Origin of the sequence: Pseudoxanthomonas daejeonensis (assembly GCF_022637495.1) — a bacterium.
Classification (GTDB): Bacteria; Pseudomonadota; Gammaproteobacteria; order Xanthomonadales; family Xanthomonadaceae; genus Pseudoxanthomonas; species Pseudoxanthomonas daejeonensis.
The window spans coordinates 2517463-2534481 of record NZ_CP093331.1; the positions used below are offsets into that span (position 1 = coordinate 2517463).

Below are 17019 nucleotides of genomic sequence, written 5' to 3' on the forward strand. Positions count from 1 at the left end.
CGCCACAGGGGGGAGGGGCATGAGCGGAAACGAGCACTGGCACCAGCTGCGCGGCCTGTTCGACGCAGTCTGCGACCTGCCGCCGGAAGCCTGGCGCAGCGAACTCGAACGCCTGACCGCCGACCCGGCCCTGCTGCGTGAAACGCTGGAGCTGTTGCGCTCGCAGACCGTGTCGCTGGAACGCGCCCGCGCGCCGGTGGACGGACTGCTGGCGAGGCTGGCCGGACCGGAGATGCAGCCGGGTGACACGCTCGGTCCCTGGCGCCTGACCGGGCGGCTCGCGTCGGGCGGGATGGGCGTGGTCTTCGTCGCCGAGCGCGCCGATGACCTCTACCTGCAGAAAGTGGCGGTGAAGCTGCTGCGTGGCCTGCCCGACCCGCGCACGGCCGAGCGCCTGGCCGAGGAGCGCCGGATCCTGGCCGGCCTGCAGCATCCCAACATCGCGCGCCTGTACGACGGCGGCACCACGGCGGCCGGCCTGCCGTACCTGGTCATGGAATTCGTCGACGGGCAGCCGCTGGACGCGTACTGCAGCGAACAGGCGCTGGACCTGCGCCAGCGGCTGGCCCTGTTCGTGCGGATGTGCCGCGCGGTGCAGGCCGCGCACGCGCACCTAGTCGTGCATTGCGACCTCAAGCCCGGCAACGTGCTGGTGCGCGCCGATGGCGAACCGGTGCTGCTGGATTTCGGCATCGCCCGGCTGCTCGATGGCGCGGGGCAGGGCGAGCGCACCGCCTATTGCACGCCTGCCTACGCCGCGCCGGAAACGCTGGCGGGCGAGCCGGTCGGCGTGGCCAGCGATGTTTTCAGCCTGGGCGTGATCCTGGTCGAACTGCTCGCCGATCGACGCGTCGAGCGCGATGCCGGCGATCGCGACCGGTCCGTGGTCGTCCCAAGCGAGTGGGCCGGCGGCGATTGCGCCTGGCGCCGGCGCCTGCGCGGCGACCTGGACGCGATTGCCGGCCGCGCCTGCGCGCTGGAACCTGCGCGGCGCTATGCATCGGTCGACGCCCTGGCCAACGATGTGCAGCGCTACCTGGACCATCGTGCCGTCGCCGCGCGACAGGGCTCGCGCACGTACCGGTTCGGTCGCGCCCTTCGTCGCCACTGGCGTGGCGCGAGCGTGGCCACGCTTGTCCTCGGCCTCAGCGCCGGCTTCGTCTGGCAGTTGGGCCAGGAGCGCGATCGTGCGCGCCAGGAAGCCCGGGTCGCCGAACAGGTCGGGCAGTTCCTGCTCTCCGCCTTCGAGGCCGCCGATCCGCGCCAGCGCGGCAAGGGCGAGACCGAAGCTTCGGCGCGCGAAGTCCTCGATGCGGGCCTGGCCCGGGTCGACGTGGAACTGGCCGACTCGCCGGCGATCCGTGCCCGCGTGCAGCAGGTGATCGGTCGCGCCTACAACAACATAGGCCAGCCGCAACGTGCCGAGGTGCTGCTGCGCGCGGCGGTCGAGGGGCTGCTTGCGCCTGGCGTCGACGAGCCGCTGCTGGCGGCCGAAGCGATGGCCGACCTGGCCACGCTGCTGGCCAACGACCGCCGTGGTCCGGACGCCGAAACGGTCGCCCGTCGCGCGCTGGACGTCCTCGACAAGCACGGCGCGGGCGAAGGCCCGGAAACGGCACATGCCTGGAACGGGCTCGGCCTGGCGCTGATGGAGCAGGAGCGTTTCGACGACGCGGAGGCCGCGTTCCAGCACTCGCTGGAGATGCGCAAGACCCTGCCCGAGGCACAGCGCAAGGTTGCGGTCATCACCCACAACCTCGGGCTGCTCTATCGCAGGCGCGGCGACCTGGAGCGCTCGGAGAAAGCCCTGGACGAAGCGCTGGCGATGAAGCGCGAGCTGCATGGCGACCGCTCCTACGAGGTGCTGGGGACGCGCCACGTGCTGTCGATGACGTTGGCCGAACAGGGCCGGTTGCGCGAAGCGGAGGCGCTGCAACGCGAGAACCTTGCGCTGTCGCTGGACCTGTTCGGCGAAATGAGCGACCACACCAGCACCGCCTACAACGAACTGGCCAGCCTCAACCAGGACCTGGGCGAATACCCAGCGGCCGCGGACTACTACGCGCGCGCGCTGGAGGTGGAGGCTGAGGTGGCAGGCGAACAGAGCGTGGGCTACATGGTCACGCTCAACAACCTGGCCACCCTGGAGGAATCGCGTGGCGATGCCGAGCGTGCGCTGCAGCTGTTCCGGCGCTCGTTCGATTACCGCCGCGGCAGCCTGGGTCCCGACAATCCGAACACCCTGCGCGCCGAGGTCAACCTCGGGCGGGCGCTCATGCGGGTCGGGCGCCTGGACGAGGCCGAGCCGCTGATCGCGCGCGTGCAGTCGGTGTGGACGGCGCGCCTGGCCCCGGATGCGGCCGACGTGCTGCGCACGCGCATGGGCTGGGCTGAGTGGGAAATGCGCAAGGGCCGCTTCGATGATGCCCGCCAGACGCTGGACGCGCTGCAGCCGCTGATCGTAGGCAAACCGCCGATGTTCGAGTTCCGCCACCAGACGCTGGTGGCCGAGCTGCTGCAGCGGCAGGGGCATGCGGCCGAAGCGGCGGCGGCCTGGGCGCGCGCCGTGGCCTTGGCCGAAGCGCAGTTCGGAAGCGACACCATCTCCACCGCGCGCTGGCGGCTGTCGTGGGCCGAGGCGCTGCTGCAGTCCGGCGAGGCCGGGCAGGCGAGTGTCCAGGCAGGAAGGGCCGCGCCGGTGCTGCGTGCGCAGCTGGTGCCCGGCTCCGAACTGCCCCGCAGGCTTGAAGCGCTTCAGGCGGCGCTGGGAAGCGAAGCGGGCGCGCCGGTCGGCGCGGCCGCGGCGGACTAGCAGGCAGGCGAGGCAACCGGGTCACGGCCAGGCCCGCGGCGGTGGCGCGCAGGGCCTGCGAAGCCCGGCGCGCCCTCAGACTTCCAGTGAAGCCAGGTCGCCCTTGGTCTCCAGCCACGCCTTGCGATCCGACGCCCGCTTCTTCGCCAGCAGCATGTCCATCAGCGCGCGGGTCTGTTCGCCGTCGTCCACGGTCAGCTGCACCAGTCGGCGCGTGTCCGGATGGATCGTCGACTCGCGCAATTGCTGCGGGTTCATCTCGCCCAGGCCCTTGAAGCGGGTCACGTTGACCTGTCCGCGCGTCTTCTCGCGCGCGATCTTTTCCAGCAGCAGGCGCTTTTCTTCCTCGTCCAGCGCGTAGTGCACCTGCTTGCCCACGTCGACGCGGAACAGCGGCGGCATCGCCACGAACACGTGGCCGGCCGCGACCAGCGCCGGGAAGTGGCGCAGGAACAGCGCCGCCAGCAGGGTGGCGATGTGCAGGCCGTCCGAGTCGGCGTCGGCCAGGATCACCACCTTGCCGTAGCGCAGGCCGCCGATGTCGTCCTTGCCCGGGTCGCAGCCGATCGCCACGGCCAGGTTGTGCACTTCCTCGGAGGCGAGCACGGTGGTGCTGGCCACTTCCCAGGTGTTGAGGATCTTGCCGCGCAGCGGCAGGATCGCCTGGAAGTCCTTGTCGCGCGCCTGCCGCGCGCTGCCGCCGGCCGAATCACCTTCGACCAGGAACAGTTCGGTGCGCGACAGGTCCTGGCTGATGCAGTCGGCCAGCTTGCCCGGCAAAGCCGGGCCCTGGGTGACCTTCTTGCGCACGACCTGCTTTTCGGTCTTCAGGCGCGCACTGGCGCGATCGATCGCGATCTGGGCGATCTTCTCGCCGAGCTCGACATGCTGGTTGAGCCACAGGCTGAAGGCGTCGTGCGCGGCGCCTTCGATGAAGCCGGCGGCCTGGCGCGAGGACAGGCGTTCCTTGGTCTGGCCGCTGAACTGCGGGTCGGTCATCTTCAGCGACAGCACGAACGACACGCGGTCCCACACGTCCTCCGGCGCCAGCTTGACGCCGCGCGGCAGCAGGTTGCGGAAGTCGCAGAATTCGCGCAGCGCATCGGTCAGGCCCGAGCGCAGGCCGTTGACGTGGGTGCCGTGCTGCGCGGTCGGGATCAGGTTGACGTAGCTCTCCTGGACCAGCTCGCCGTCCGGGATCCAGGCCACCGCCCAGTCCACGATCTCGGTGTCCTTCTTCAGCGCACCGGTGAACAGGTCGGCCGGGAGCAGTTCGCGGCCCGCCAGCTCGCCCTTGAGATAGTCGCGCAGGCCATCCTCGTAGTACCAGCGGTCACGCTCGCCGGTCGCCTCGTCGAGCAGGGTGACGCTCAGCCCGGGACACAGCACGGCCTTGGCGCGCAACAGGTGGCGCAGTGCGCGCAGGTTGAACTTGGGCGTATCGAAATACTTCGGGTCGGGCCAGAAGCGCACCCGCGTGCCGGTGTTCTTCTTGCCGACCGTGCCGACCACTTCCAGCGGCGTGGCGCGGTCGCCATTGCGGAAGGTGATGCGGTGCTCGCTGCCTTCGCGCTTGATGTGCACTTCCACCAGCGTGGACAGCGCGTTGACCACGCTCACGCCGACGCCGTGCAGGCCGCCGCTGAAGGTGTAGTTCTTGTTGTTGAACTTGCCGCCCGCGTGCAGGCGGGTAAGGATCAGTTCCACGCCCGGGATCTTCTCTTCGGGGTGGATGTCCACGGGCATGCCGCGGCCGTCGTCGGCCACCTCGCAGCTGCCATCCTTGAACAGGACGACCTCGATCTCGCGGGCATGGCCGGCCAGGGCTTCGTCGACCGCGTTGTCGATGACTTCCTGGGCCAGATGGTTCGGCCGCGCGGTGTCGGTGTACATGCCCGGTCGACGCTTGACCGGGTCCAGGCCGGAGAGGACTTCGATGTCGGCGGCGTTGTAGCGGCTGCTCATGGAACCTTGCGCTGGAAGCGTTGCGATGCAGCGTCGAAGTGTGCGGCCTGGCCCCGGTTTTTGCACCCTGTTGCCTGTTCAGGGGGGCGCAGGCGGCGACGGCGTATAAGGAACCCGGGACGGAAAACAGGCAGTGGAACGCGGGGATCCCGCGTCGCCGCATCCAGTTTCCCGGACCGCAACAACGGGCGGGACCCCTTGTCCGACATCCCGCCCACGCAAAGGAGGAACGCATGAACCGACGTCTGTTCTGGGGTGCCGTGGTCGCCACCGTCGCCGTGGCCGCCGCCGCCCCGCTGCTGGCGCAGAACCGCCAGGCCGGCCAGGGGCAGGGCCAGCAGAACGCCGCGCTGGCCGAGCACAAGGCGCAGGAGCAGCGCGAGCGCGACCAGGCCGCCGAGCGCGCCAAGCGCCGCGAGGCCGCGCGCGCCGGCCAGGACGACCGGGACAAGTCCCGGCCGCAAAAGGAAGAGGAAGAAGAGCAGAAGCGCGATCCGCGCTGAGCCTTGCGGGACGGGGCCTGCCGGTGGATCCGGCAGGCCTGGACCCGGATTCCGGGAGCAGCGGAACGCTGCGTGCGGGGGCGCCCGGCTTGGGTGATGGCGGTCGAGCCGGTAGACTATGGCTTTCCGGAGCCCCGCTCATGACTCCCCTCATTTTCGTTACCGGCGGCGTCGTGTCCTCGCTTGGCAAGGGCATCGCCGCGGCTTCGCTTGCGTCCATCCTCGAGACCCGTGGCCTCAAGGTCACGATGATGAAGCTGGACCCCTACATAAACGTAGATCCCGGGACGATGAGCCCGTTCCAGCACGGCGAGGTGTACGTCACCGATGACGGCGCCGAGACCGACCTGGACCTCGGGCACTACGAGCGCTTCGTCCGCACCCGACTTAGCCGCAAGAACTCGGTCACCACCGGCCGGATCTACGAGGCCGTGATCCGCAAGGAGCGCCGCGGCGACTATCTCGGCGCGACCGTGCAGGTGATCCCGCACATCACCGACGAAATAAGGCGCTGCATCGACGAGGCCACCGAAGGCTCGGACGTCGCCCTGGTCGAGATCGGCGGCACCGTGGGCGACATCGAGTCGCTGCCGTTCCTGGAGGCGATCCGCCAGATCCGCGCCGAGCGTGGCCCGGACAAAGCGCTGTTCATGCACCTGACCCTGGTGCCGTACATCGCCGCGGCAGGCGAGCTCAAGACCAAGCCGACCCAGCATTCGGTCAAGGAGCTGCGCTCGATCGGCATCCAGCCCGACGTACTCCTGTGCCGTTCCGAGCAGCCGCTGCCCGAAGGCGAGCGCCGCAAGATCGCGCTGTTCACCAACGTGCCCGAGCGCGCGGTGATCTCGGTCGAAGACGTGGACGTTCTGTACAAGCTGCCGATCGAACTGCACGCGCAGGGCCTGGACGCACTGGTTGCCGACCGCTTGCGCCTGCCGGTGACGCGCCCGGCCGACCTGTCCGAGTGGGAAGCGGCCGTCGATGCGACCGTGAATCCGGTCGACGAAGTCACGATTGCGGTCGTCGGCAAGTACGTGGACCACAAGGACGCGTACAAGTCGGTAAGTGAAGCGCTCAAGCACGGCGGCCTGCGCCAGCGCACGAAGGTCAACCTGAAGTGGCTGGAATCGCAGGACGTCGAGGAAGACGCGCAGGCGCTGCTCGGCGACGTCGACGGCATCCTGGTGCCCGGCGGCTTCGGCGACCGCGGCTTCGAGGGCAAGGTCCTGGCCGCGCAGTTCGCGCGCGAGCACGGCGTGCCGTATTTCGGCATCTGCTACGGCATGCAGGCGGCGGTGGTGGACTACGCGCGCCACGTGGGCGGGCTGGAAGGTGCCAACAGCACCGAGAACGACAAGCAGTGCCTGCATCCGGTGATCGGCCTGGTCACCGAATGGCGTACCGCCACCGGTGAGCTCGAGCGCCGCAGCGAGGGTTCGGACCTGGGCGGCACCATGCGCCTGGGCCTGCAGGAGCAGCGGCTCAAGCCGGGCACGCTGGCCCGCGAGCTGTACGGCAAGGACGTGGTCGCCGAGCGCCATCGCCACCGCTACGAGTTCAACAACCGCTATCGCACCCAGCTCGAGGACGCCGGCCTGGTGATTTCGGCCAAGTCGATGGACGACCTGCTGGTGGAAATGATCGAGCTTCCGCGCACGGCGCATCCGTGGTTCCTGGCCTGCCAGGCGCACCCGGAATTCCTGTCCACGCCGCGCGACGGGCATCCGCTGTTCGTCGGCTTCATCCGCGCCGCGCGCGAGAAAAAGGCCGGTGGCAAGCTGCTCAAGGAAGCGCGGGCGTAACGGCGTAAAGCGTCATGGCCTGATGATTGCCGAGGGGCGCCGTTGCGGCGCCCCTGGCATCCATGTCCCCCGGCGCCGGTGAAGCCGGCGCCTCCTCCTTTACTTCCTGCCAGGGGCACCGCAACGGCGCCCTGACCGGATGGCAGGCAGTTCTCGAAGGAGGAGGCCGGACGAGTCCGGCTCTACGCAACCGGAGTTGCCGGTGCATCCTTCCATCCGCGCGCCCGAATCGGCGGGTGTCTGCGTGGATGTGCGGCTGTTGCTGTTCCATGCGCGCGGGTCACCTCCGGACGTCGTGGTGAGGGGGTTCCCACCCGCAAGTGAAGGAGGAGGCACCGGCTTCACCGGTGCCGGGGGACATGCAGGGTGGGAACCCCCTCGCCGCGACGCCACCGCCAACCAGTCCGATGCTTTCCCTGGCAACGGACCGCCGGGTGCCTGCGGCGGCCAAGTCACGGAAAACACGGGCAAACCGGCGCATGAACGGCCCCGCTCCGTTAAACTCCGGACCGACTCCACACACCTGACGCATGCCCAGCCCATGACCAGCATCGCCAAGATCCACGCCCGCGAAATCCTCGACAGCCGCGGCAACCCGACCCTCGAAGCCGAAGTCACCCTGGCCGACGGCTCCTTCGGCCGCGCCGCGGTGCCGTCCGGTGCCTCGACCGGCACCAAGGAAGCGGTGGAACTGCGCGACGGGGACAAGACCCGCTACCTGGGCAAGGGCGTGAAGAACGCCGTCGCCAACGTCAACGGCGCGATCGCCACGGCGCTGGCCGGCTTCGAGGCGACCGACCAGCAGGGCCTGGACCGCCGCCTGATCGACCTGGACGGCACCGAGAACAAGGGCCGCCTGGGCGCCAACGCGCTGCTCGGCGTCTCGCTGGCCAATGCCCATGCGGTGGCAGCGTCGAAGAAGCAGCCGCTGTGGAAGTACCTTTCGACGATCACCGAGTCCGACGTGGCCCTGCCGGTGCCGATGATGAACATCATCAACGGCGGTGCGCATGCCGACAACAACGTCGATTTCCAGGAATTCATGGTGCTGCCGGTCGGCGCGTCGTCCTTCTCCGAAGCGCTGCGCACCGGCACCGAGATCTTCCATTCGCTCAAGTCGGTGCTGAAGGGCCATGGCCTGAGCACGGCGGTCGGCGACGAGGGCGGCTTCGCCCCGGACTTCCGCAGCAATGTCGAGGCGCTGGACACCATCCTCGAGGCGATCGGCAAGGCCGGCTACACCGCGGGAGAGGACGTGCTGCTGGGCCTGGACGTGGCTTCCAGCGAGTTCTACGACAACGGCAAGTACCACCTGGTCGGCGAGAACAAGCGCCTGACCAGCGAGCAGTTCGTCGACTTCCTCGCCGACTGGGCCGCGCAGTACCCGATCATCACCATCGAGGACGGCCTGGCCGAGGACGACTGGGCCGGCTGGAAGCTGATCACCGAGCGCATCGGCAAGAAGGTTCAGCTGGTGGGCGACGACCTGTTCGTGACCAACCCGAAGATCCTGCAGCAGGGCATCGATTCGGGCACCGCCAACGCGATCCTGATCAAGGTCAACCAGATCGGTACGCTGACCGAAACCCTGGACGCCATCGCGCTCGCGCACCGGGCCAACTACGCATCGATCGTCTCGCATCGCTCGGGCGAGACCGAGGACACGACGATCTCCGACATCGCCGTCGCCACCACCGCGACCCAGATCAAGACCGGCTCGCTGTGCCGCAGCGACCGCGTCGCCAAGTACAACCAGCTGCTGCGGATCGAGGAAGCACTGGGCGGCTCGGCCCGCTACGCCGGCCGCGACGCGTTCGTCTCGCTCAAGCGCTGACCGGAAGCGTTCGATGCGCACGTTGCGCTGGGTGCTGCTGGGGCTGGTGCTGCTGCTGGGATGGCTGCAGTACCGGCTCTGGTTCGGCATCGGCAGCGCCGGTGAGGTGTCCGCGCTCGAGGCGCAGGTCGCGCACCAGGACCGCGAGAACGGGGGGCTGAAGGAGCGCAACGCGGCGCTGGCCGCCGAGGTGCGCGACCTCAAGGAAGGCGTCGCCGCGGTCGAAGAGCGCGCCCGCAGCGAGCTGGGCATGGTCAAGCCGGGCGAAGTGTTCTATCGCGTGGTCGAGGATCCGGCGCAGCGCGCCGCGGCCGCGCAGGAAGAGGACGATCCGGCCGAAGCCGCCACGCCGGCGGAGATGGACTGATGGCGTCGATCTGGGCCGTGGTCCCGGCGGCCGGGCGGGGCAGCCGCTTCGGCGGCGAACTGCCCAAGCAGTATCTCCACGTCCAGGGCAGGCTCCTGCTGGAGCACACCCTGGATGCGCTGTTGGCGCACCCGGCCGTGTCCGGCGTGGTGCTGGCGCTGGCCGATGGCGATGCGCTCTGGCCCGGCTGGACGGAATACGCGGGCCGGCCGTTGCTTGCCTGCACCGGGGGCGAAAGCCGCGCGGCTTCCGTGCTGGCGGCGCTGCAGGCACTCCCCGACTCGGTACGCGCGGACGACTTCGTGCTGGTCCACGATGCGGCGCGGCCCAACCTCTCGCTGGCCGACCTGGACCAGCTGCTGGAACGGGGTCGTGCCGATCCGGTCGGCGCGATCCTGGCGGCACCGGTTCGCGACACGCTCAAGCGTGCTGGCGACGACGGCGGCATCGACGCGACCGAGTCACGCGACCGCCTGTGGCGTGCGCTGACCCCGCAGCTGTTCCGCCGCCTGCAGCTGACCCGTGCGCTGCAGGCCGCGTCGGAGGCCGGTATCGAGATCACCGACGAGGCCATGGCGCTGGAACGCCAGGGCCTGCGCCCGTTGCTGGTAGAGGGGCGCGAGGACAACTTCAAGGTCACCACCCCGGCGGACCTGGCACGCTTCGAATTCGAGCTCTCGCGGCGCTGAGTACGGGTCCCCTGGAGGGCGGCCCTGCCTGAAGGAAATTCCTGTATCGCGTAGCTGGCCTCCCGCGAAGGGAAGCATGCAGATGGCCCTCCTTCTCCGCAGAGGTTGCCGCGGCGGCATTGCCGCACGCTCCGCAGAACCGGGTGGTATTCGTGCCCATCTCCGCTGCAGGGTGAGAGAATCGTTTCCGGCCCGTTTGCCGGGCGCCAGCAGCGAAGCAGGATCCACATGACCGAATCTTCCGCCACCGTTCCCATCCGCATCGGCCAGGGCTTCGACGTGCATGCCTTCGGCGAGGGTGACCACGTCATGCTCGGCGGCGTGCGCGTGCCGCATGACCGCGGCATGGTCGCGCACAGCGACGGCGACGTCGCCCTGCATGCGCTGTGCGACGCGATCCTCGGCGCGCTCGCGCTGGGCGACATCGGCGTGCACTTCCCGCCATCGGACGAGCGCTGGCGCGGTGCGGACAGCTTGGGGCTGCTGCGCCATTGCGTTGCCCTGGCGGCGGAGCGCGGCTGGCGGCTGGGCAATGCCGACGTCACCGTGGTCTGCGAACGGCCGAAGGTCGGTCCGCATGCGTTGTCGATGCGGGAACGCATTGCCGAGGCGTGCGGCGTGGCGCTGGACGCGATCAGCGTCAAGGCCACCACCAGCGAGAAGCTGGGCTTCACCGGGCGAGGCGAGGGCATCGCCGCGCAGGCGGTGGCTTTGCTGGTGAAGGCGTGAGCGGTCCGGAGGCCCCCGCCGTCGCATTCGGCGCGCCGGTCCTGTCGGCGCGGATCCGGGTGCAGCCGGAGGACTTCAGGGTCGACGAGATCGATGCCTTCGAGGCCAGCGGCGAGGGCGAGCATCTGCTGCTGACCGTGGAGAAGCGCGGCATGAACACCGGGTTCGTCGCCGGCGCGGTCGCGCGCTGGGCGGGTGTTCCCGAGGTGGCCGTGGGTTTCGCCGGACTCAAGGACCGGCACGCGGTCACCGTCCAGCGTTTCAGCGTGCAGTTGCCCGGTCGCGATGCCCCGGATCTGGCCACGCTGGAGCAGGACGGTCTGCGCGTGCTGGCGCAGGCGCGGCACCGGCGCAAGCTGTCGCGTGGCGCGCTGGACGGAAACCGCTTCGCCATCGTGCTGCGCGGCGTTGTCGGCGAACGTGGGGACATCGAGGCGCGCCTGGCGCAAATCGCCGCGCGCGGCGTCCCCAATGCCTTCGGCGAGCAACGCTTCGGCCATGGCGGCGGCAACGTCGGCAAGGCGATCGCGATGTTCGCGCAGGGCCCGCGCGGCAAGCGGATGGGGCGCGAGCAGCGGTCCATGCTGCTGTCGGCGGCACGTTCGGCGCTGTTCAACCGGGTACTGGCGATGCGTGTGGCCGACGGCAGCTGGGACCACGGCATCGATGGCGAGGTGTGGGTGCTGGCGGGCAGTCGCAGCGTGTTCGGCCCGGAACCCTGGAGCGATGCACTCGCGCAGCGGCTGGCTGCGTTCGACATCCACCCCAGCGGTCCGCTCTGGGGGCGCGGTTCGCTGCGCAGCGAGGGTGCCTGTCATGCGCTGGAACAGGCGGCGCTCGACGACGACACCTCACTGTCCCTGCGGGACGGCCTGGAGCGTGCAGGCCTGGAGCAGGAGCGCCGCGCCTTGCGCGTGCAGGCGGGGGCTCTGTCCTGGGAGTGGCTGGATGCGACCAGCCTGCGCGTGTCGTTCTCGCTGCCACCCGGCAGCTACGCTACCGCCGTCCTCGACCAGCTTGGCCTGGTCGAGGACGCCGCCGGCTTCGCCGGCGCGGGTCGCTAGCAACACCTGCGCGCCTCGCGGACCGGCGCGGGTTTGGCCTGATGAAAAGCACTGCGGCCCCAGGTGGGGCCGCAGGCGTTGCTTTGCAGCGTGGGGTCCGGCGCCTGCGCGAGGCAGGCGCCAGCGACTCAGAAGCCGCCGCCGAAGGTGAACTGCAGGCGCTCGATCTCGTCGCCGTCCTTCTTCTTGAACGGGTAGGCGTAGCTGATCGAGATCGGGCCGACCGGCGCGCGCCACAGCAGGGCCACGCCCGCCGACGCACGCAGCTCGTTGGCGTCGAAGTTGTCCCAGCCGTCGTACACGTTGCCGAAGTCGACGAAGGCGGACACGCGTGCGGCCTTGCTGTCGAACAGGCGCGGGAACACCATTTCGATCTGGCCGACGGTCTTCAGCGAGCCGCCCAGCGGCTGACCGCGGTAGCCACCGATCGGTTCGGAACGCGGACCCAGCGTGTTGTCGCGGAAACCGCGGACAGAACGCGTACCACCGGCGTAGAAGTTCTCGAAGAACGGCAGGCCGGTAGCGGTGACGGTCTTGTCGTAGTCCGGCGAGCTCGGCAGGCAGGGTTCGCTCGGTGGCGGGCCGGGGACGTAGGTGTCGATTACGCCATCGCCATTGCTGTCCACGTAGGAGCCCGGGGTGAAGCAGAGGGCTCGCACTTGGTCGTTCCCGTAGCTGTCGCCGTAGCCGAGGTCCAGGCCGGTGCGCAGCACGAACGCCGGATGCAGCATCCAGTACTTGGAGAACTCGTAGTTGAGCTTGTAGTACTCGACCGTCGAGCCCGGCAGCGTGGTTTCCAGGCCCACGCGCTGGTACATGCCCGCGGTGGGCATGAAGTAGTCGTTGCGCGTGTCGCGCGCCCAGCCCAGCTCGCTGCGCCAGGCGTGGAAGGTGTTCTGCCCGATCGCATTGACGTAGTCGACGATCGACTGCGGCGTGCTGCCCGGGTAGGTCTGGATCTGGTTGCTGTCGATGCCGAACAGCAGCGAGACCGAGCTGTTCTCGGTGATCGGCAGGCCCAGGACCGCCTGCGCCGCGGCGTTGGTGCTGTTGTACTGCGCGGTGTTGAAGTCCGAGTAGTCGAGCTCGCGCCACCACAGGTTGTAGCCCAGCGACACGCCTTCGTCGGTGAAGAACGGGTTGAGGTAGGAGAACGCGTAGCGCTGCATGTAGTCGCTGCGCTGCGCCTCCACCGACACGCGGTTGCCGCCGCCGAGGAAGTTGTTCTGCGACAGCTGGATCGAGGCGGTCATGCCGGCCAGCTGCGAGTAGCCCAGGCCGAACACGAAGCTGCCCGAGGTGGTTTCCTTGACGTTGAACACCACGTCGACCTGGTCGTTGGTGCCGGGCACGGCCGGGGTCTCGACCTCGACCGTCTCGAAGTAGCCCAGGCGCTGCAGGCGGATCTTCGAGCGGTCGATCGCCGCCTGCGAGAACCAGGCGTTCTCGAACTGGCGCATCTCGCGGCGCAGCACTTCGTCGGAGGTGCGCGTATTGCCCTTGAAGCTGACCCGGCGCACGTTGACGCGCGGGCCGGGGATGACCTGCAGGTTGATCGCGACGGTGCGGTCTTCGCGGTTGGTCGTCGGGATCGGGTTCACCTGGGCGAAGGCGTAGCCGATGTTGGCCAGGGTGTTGGTGATCGAATTGGCGGTCAGTTCCAGCAACACGCGCGAGAAGGTGTTGCCGGCCTTGGGGATGACCAGGCGCTCGATCTGGTCCTGCGGCAGGATCGTGTCGCCGGTGACCTTGATCTCCGAAATCGTGTAGACCTCGCCCTCGGTGACGCTCGCGGTCAGGTACATGTCGCGCTTGTCGGGGCTGATCGAGACCTGGGTCGAGTCGATGTTGAAATCGATGTAGCCGCGGTCCAGGTACCAGGAGTTGAGCTTTTCCATGTCGCCGGACAGCTTCTCGCGCGAGTACTGGTCGTCGCGGCGGTACCACGACAGCCAGCTGCTCTCGCGCGATTCCCACGCGGCGAGGATCTCTTCGTTCGGGTAGGTCTCGGTGCCGATCAGGTTGACGTGGCGGATCTTGGCCGCCTTGCCTTCCTTGACGTCGATGGTCACGTCGACGCGGTTGCGGTCCAGCTGGCTGACCGTCGGCGTGATCTGCACGTTGTACTTGCCGCGGTTGTTGTACTGGCGCGTCAGTTCCTGCAGCACCCGGTCCAGGCTCATGCGGTCGAAGGTTTCGCCTTCGGACAGGCCGATGTCCTGCAGGCCCTTGAGCAGGTCTTCGGTCTTGATGTCCTTGTTGCCGGTCAGCGTGAGCTTGTTGATCGCCGGACGCTCGGTCACGGTGATCACCAGGATGTCGCCCTGGCGGTCCACGCGCACGTCCTCGAAGAAGCCGGTCTTGTACAGCGCGCGGATGGTATCGCCTGCGCCGGACTGATCCAGGGTCTCGCCACGCTCTACCGGCAGGTAGGTGAACACCGTGCCGGCCGCAATACGCTGCAGGCCGTCGATGCGGATGTCGCTGACGGTGAACGGTTCGACCGACTGCGCCATCGCCGGCAGGCCGTACGTGGTGGCCAGGGTCGAAACGAGGGCAAGGGCGAGCAGGCGGCGCACGGGGAATCGCGTCATGTCACATCCGGTGGGGAAACGTAGGGCTGGAACCACGGTGGAGGGGCGAGAGCCGGTATGGAGGTCGGTCATCGCGGCACCAGACCCAGAATGTCGTTGTAGAAGGCCAGGCCCATCAGGCCGGCCAGCAGGGCCAGGCCGACGTACTGCCCGGCAGCCATCGCGCGTTCGCTCAACGGGCTGCCTTTGACCAACTCGATAAGGTAATACAGCAGGTGACCGCCGTCCAAGATCGGGATCGGCAGCAGGTTGATGATCGCCAGGCTCAGCGACAGCAGGGCGAGGAAGAACAGGAACCAGTCGGCGCCGCGCTTGGCCGAGGCATTGGCCGCCCGGGCGATGGTGACCGGACCGGACAGGTTCTTCACCGAGGCCTCGCCGGTCAGCATCCGTCGCATCATGCCCAGCGAATCGCTGGCCAGGCGGCCGGTCTCGCGCAGGGCGGCGGGGATCGCGGCCAGCGGGCCGTAACGCTGCACGGCGTCGTAGGCGGGCACCTGCGGGGCGGCCAGGGCGATGCCCAGCTCCCAGTGCCCGGCGCGCTGCGGATCGGTGCTTGGGCGCGGGGTGAGCTCCAGGGCCAGGCGTTCCCCGTTGCGGTCGACTTCGACCATGCCCGTGCCGCCGCGTTCGCCCAATTCCTGCACCAGGGGCGAGATCTCGCCGGCCGAATCCACCCGGGCACCGTCGATGGCCAGGACCAGGTCGCCCGGCTGCAGGATGCCGGCGGCGGCGGAGTCGTCGCGGACCGTATCGATCCGCGCCGGTGCCAGCATGAATCGCCAGGTGAAGCCGGACTGCTCGGGTATGCGGCGTTCGTCGAGGTTGTCGGGGAGGTCGGACAGGCGCAGGGTGCGGACGGCCTCCTCGCCCCCAGCATCCTCGACCCGTACCTCGATGTCGCGACGGTCCAGGGCCGGCGTGGCCAGCGCCATGGCCGCCTCGGTCCAGGTGGCGACCTCGCGGCCCGCGACCTCGACCAGGCGATCCCCGGGCTGGAAGCCGGCCTGCGCGGCGACGCCGGTCGCATGGCCGACGATCGGCGCGTAATCCTGGCGCCCGACCATGAACATGGCCCAAAGCAGGGCCACGCACAGCAGCAGGTTGGCCGCGGGACCGGCGGCCACGATCGCGATGCGGCGCCAGACACCCTGCCGGTTGAAGGCATGCGCCTGGCGGTGCAGTGGTACGTCGCCCTCGCGCTCGTCGAGCATCTTCACGTAGCCGCCCAGCGGGATCGCGGCGATCGCGAACTCGGTGCCGGCGCGGTTGTATCGCGACCACAGCGGTTTGCCGAAGCCGACCGAGAAGCGCAGCACGTCCACCCCGCAGCGGCGCGCGACCCAGTAGTGGCCGAATTCATGGAAGGTCACCAGCAGCCCAAGGCTGACCACCAGCCACCAGATGGAGCCGAAGAAGTCACCCATGGGCGGGGCTCTGTCGCGAAACGCCGGGGCGTGCGGTGGCGCTCATGCGATGGAAGTCCGGGAGTCGATCCGTTGGCGGGTGAACCTGCGCGCGTCTGCGTCTGCGTCCAGCAGCGCCTGCAGCGAGCCGGCTGGTGCCGCGGGCAACGCGGCGAGGGCGTCCTCGACCAGCGCGGGGATGCCTAGGAAACCGATCCGGCCCTGAAGAAACGCTGAAACGGCTTCTTCGTTGGCGGCATTGAGCACCGCCGGGGCGGTGCCACCGGCGGACATCGCGTCGCTGGCCAGGCGCAGGCAGGGGAACGCGACCGGGTCCGGAGCCTCGAAATCGAGCCGGCCCTGGGCCAGGAGGTCCAGGCCCGATACGCCCGAGTCGATCCGCTCCGGCCAGCCCAGGCCCACCGCCAGCGCGGTGCGCATGTCCGGCATGCCCAGCTGGGCCAGGGTCGAGCCGTCGATGTACTCCACCAGCGCGTGGACCAGGCTCTGCGGATGCACGAGCACGCCGATGCGGTCGGCCGGCAGGCCGAACAGGTGGTGTGCCTCGATGACTTCCAGGCCCTTGTTCATCAGCGTGGCCGAATCGACGGAGATCTTGGGGCCCATCGACCACTTCGGATGCGCGATCGCCTGCGCCGGCGTCACCTGCGCCAGCCGGGCGCGGTCCCAGCCGCGGAACGGACCGCCCGAGGCGGTCAGCACGATCCGGCGCACGCCGCCGGCCTCGCACGAGCGCAGGCACTGGAACACCGCGCTGTGCTCGCTGTCGATCGGCACGATCTCCGCGCCGGAGCGCCTCGCGGCGGCGATCACCAGTTCGCCGGCGAGCACCAGCGATTCCTTGTTGGCCAGCAGCAGGCGCTTGCCGGCGCGCGCGGCGGCAAGCGTCGAGCCGAGACCTGCGGCACCGACGATCGCGGCGACCACCGTGTCGCAGGCCGGGCCGGCCACCAGCGCTTCGAGTGCTTCGGCGCCGGCATGGGCCCGGGTGTCCAGGCCAGCCTCGCGCAGGCCGTCGCGCAGGCGCGCGTAGGCCGCCGGATCGGCGATCACCGCATGGTCGGGCTGGTGGACCGCGCACAGCGCCAGCAGCGCCTCCACGTTACCGCCGGCGGCGAGCACGCTCGCCCGCATCCGCGCCGGATGGCGCGCGATCACGTCCAGCGCCGAGGTGCCGATCGAGCCGGTGGCGCCAAGCACGGCGACCTGGCGCATGTCCGCAGCGGATTGCAT

Annotated in this window: 12 protein-coding genes; 8 read left to right on the forward strand and 4 right to left on the reverse strand. The window is 69.3% G+C overall.

What is annotated here, in order from left to right:
• The first annotated feature begins 19 nt into the window (after positions 1 to 19).
• On the forward strand, positions 20 to 2812 hold the full coding sequence (locus MNQ95_RS11265) for a serine/threonine-protein kinase (protein ID WP_241952923.1): 2793 nt from the start codon (positions 20 to 22) through the stop codon (positions 2810 to 2812).
• Positions 2813 to 2887: 75 nt separating this feature from the next.
• Here the strand turns inward: MNQ95_RS11265 and parE are convergent, their stop codons facing one another.
• Positions 2888 to 4777 (reverse strand): DNA topoisomerase IV subunit B, encoded by a 1890-nt coding sequence (parE, locus tag MNQ95_RS11270; protein WP_162410127.1) that lies wholly within the window; start codon positions 4775 to 4777, stop codon positions 2888 to 2890.
• Positions 4778 to 5010: 233 nt separating this feature from the next.
• Here parE and MNQ95_RS11275 point away from each other — a divergent pair, with 233 nt between their 5' ends.
• The 7 genes from MNQ95_RS11275 to truD all read left to right on the forward strand — a co-directional run bounded on the left by MNQ95_RS11275 (position 5011) and on the right by truD (position 11765).
• A complete protein-coding gene (locus MNQ95_RS11275; RefSeq protein ID WP_162410126.1) occupies positions 5011 to 5280 on the forward strand; it encodes a hypothetical protein in 270 nt (89 codons plus the stop codon).
• 140 nt (positions 5281 to 5420) lie between these two features.
• Positions 5421 to 7082, forward strand: a complete 1662-nt coding sequence (gene pyrG, locus MNQ95_RS11280) for a CTP synthase (protein WP_162410125.1) — start codon at positions 5421 to 5423, stop codon at positions 7080 to 7082.
• Between the two features lie 541 nt (positions 7083 to 7623).
• Positions 7624 to 8916 carry a phosphopyruvate hydratase gene (eno, locus tag MNQ95_RS11285; RefSeq protein ID WP_241952924.1) on the forward strand — a complete coding sequence of 431 codons (1293 nt, stop codon included), beginning with the start codon at positions 7624 to 7626 and terminating at the stop codon, positions 8914 to 8916.
• A 13-nt stretch (positions 8917 to 8929) separates the two neighbouring features.
• Positions 8930 to 9283, forward strand: coding sequence for a cell division protein FtsB (gene ftsB / locus MNQ95_RS11290; protein ID WP_162410123.1), 354 nt, complete (start codon positions 8930 to 8932; stop codon positions 9281 to 9283).
• Positions 9280 to 9972: a 2-C-methyl-D-erythritol 4-phosphate cytidylyltransferase gene (gene ispD / locus MNQ95_RS11295; RefSeq protein WP_202922859.1), complete on the forward strand. Its 693-nt coding sequence runs from the start codon at positions 9280 to 9282 to the stop codon at positions 9970 to 9972. The genes ftsB and ispD overlap by 4 nt, the downstream gene beginning before the upstream one ends.
• 228 nt (positions 9973 to 10200) lie before the next feature.
• A complete protein-coding gene (gene ispF, locus MNQ95_RS11300; RefSeq protein ID WP_241952925.1) occupies positions 10201 to 10701 on the forward strand; it encodes a 2-C-methyl-D-erythritol 2,4-cyclodiphosphate synthase in 501 nt (166 codons plus the stop codon).
• Positions 10698 to 11765, forward strand: coding sequence for a tRNA pseudouridine(13) synthase TruD (gene truD, locus MNQ95_RS11305; RefSeq protein WP_162410120.1), 1068 nt, complete (start codon positions 10698 to 10700; stop codon positions 11763 to 11765). The genes ispF and truD overlap by 4 nt, the downstream gene beginning before the upstream one ends.
• A gap of 128 nt (positions 11766 to 11893) precedes the next feature.
• Here truD and bamA read toward each other — a convergent pair whose 3' ends face one another.
• The 3 genes from bamA to MNQ95_RS11320 form a co-directional block, all read right to left on the reverse strand.
• Positions 11894 to 14359, reverse strand: coding sequence for an outer membrane protein assembly factor BamA (bamA, locus tag MNQ95_RS11310; protein WP_241952926.1), 2466 nt, complete (start codon positions 14357 to 14359; stop codon positions 11894 to 11896).
• 68 nt (positions 14360 to 14427) lie between these two features.
• Entirely contained in the window at positions 14428 to 15786 is a 1359-nt protein-coding gene (gene rseP / locus MNQ95_RS11315; RefSeq protein ID WP_162410118.1) for an RIP metalloprotease RseP, read from the reverse strand.
• A gap of 42 nt (positions 15787 to 15828) precedes the next feature.
• A complete protein-coding gene (locus MNQ95_RS11320) occupies positions 15829 to 17019 on the reverse strand; it encodes a 1-deoxy-D-xylulose-5-phosphate reductoisomerase (protein ID WP_241952927.1) in 1191 nt (396 codons plus the stop codon).

What these genes read in the sequence shown, in the direction of transcription:
- rseP (WP_162410118.1), bottom strand. Translation starts at nt 15,786, where the DNA reads ATGGGTGACTTCTTCGGCTCCATCTGGTGGCTGGTGGTCAGCCTTGGG.
- MNQ95_RS11265 (WP_241952923.1), top strand. Translation starts at nt 20, where the DNA reads ATGAGCGGAAACGAGCACTGGCACCAGCTGCGCGGCCTGTTCGACGCA.
- MNQ95_RS11320 (WP_241952927.1), bottom strand. Translation starts at nt 17,019, where the DNA reads ATGCAATCCGCTGCGGACATGCGCCAGGTCGCCGTGCTTGGCGCCACC.
- pyrG (WP_162410125.1), top strand. Translation starts at nt 5,421, where the DNA reads ATGACTCCCCTCATTTTCGTTACCGGCGGCGTCGTGTCCTCGCTTGGC.
- MNQ95_RS11275 (WP_162410126.1), top strand. Translation starts at nt 5,011, where the DNA reads ATGAACCGACGTCTGTTCTGGGGTGCCGTGGTCGCCACCGTCGCCGTG.
- bamA (WP_241952926.1), bottom strand. Translation starts at nt 14,359, where the DNA reads ATGACGCGATTCCCCGTGCGCCGCCTGCTCGCCCTTGCCCTCGTTTCG.
- eno (WP_241952924.1), top strand. Translation starts at nt 7,624, where the DNA reads ATGACCAGCATCGCCAAGATCCACGCCCGCGAAATCCTCGACAGCCGC.
- ftsB (WP_162410123.1), top strand. Translation starts at nt 8,930, where the DNA reads ATGCGCACGTTGCGCTGGGTGCTGCTGGGGCTGGTGCTGCTGCTGGGA.
- ispF (WP_241952925.1), top strand. Translation starts at nt 10,201, where the DNA reads ATGACCGAATCTTCCGCCACCGTTCCCATCCGCATCGGCCAGGGCTTC.
- parE (WP_162410127.1), bottom strand. Translation starts at nt 4,777, where the DNA reads ATGAGCAGCCGCTACAACGCCGCCGACATCGAAGTCCTCTCCGGCCTG.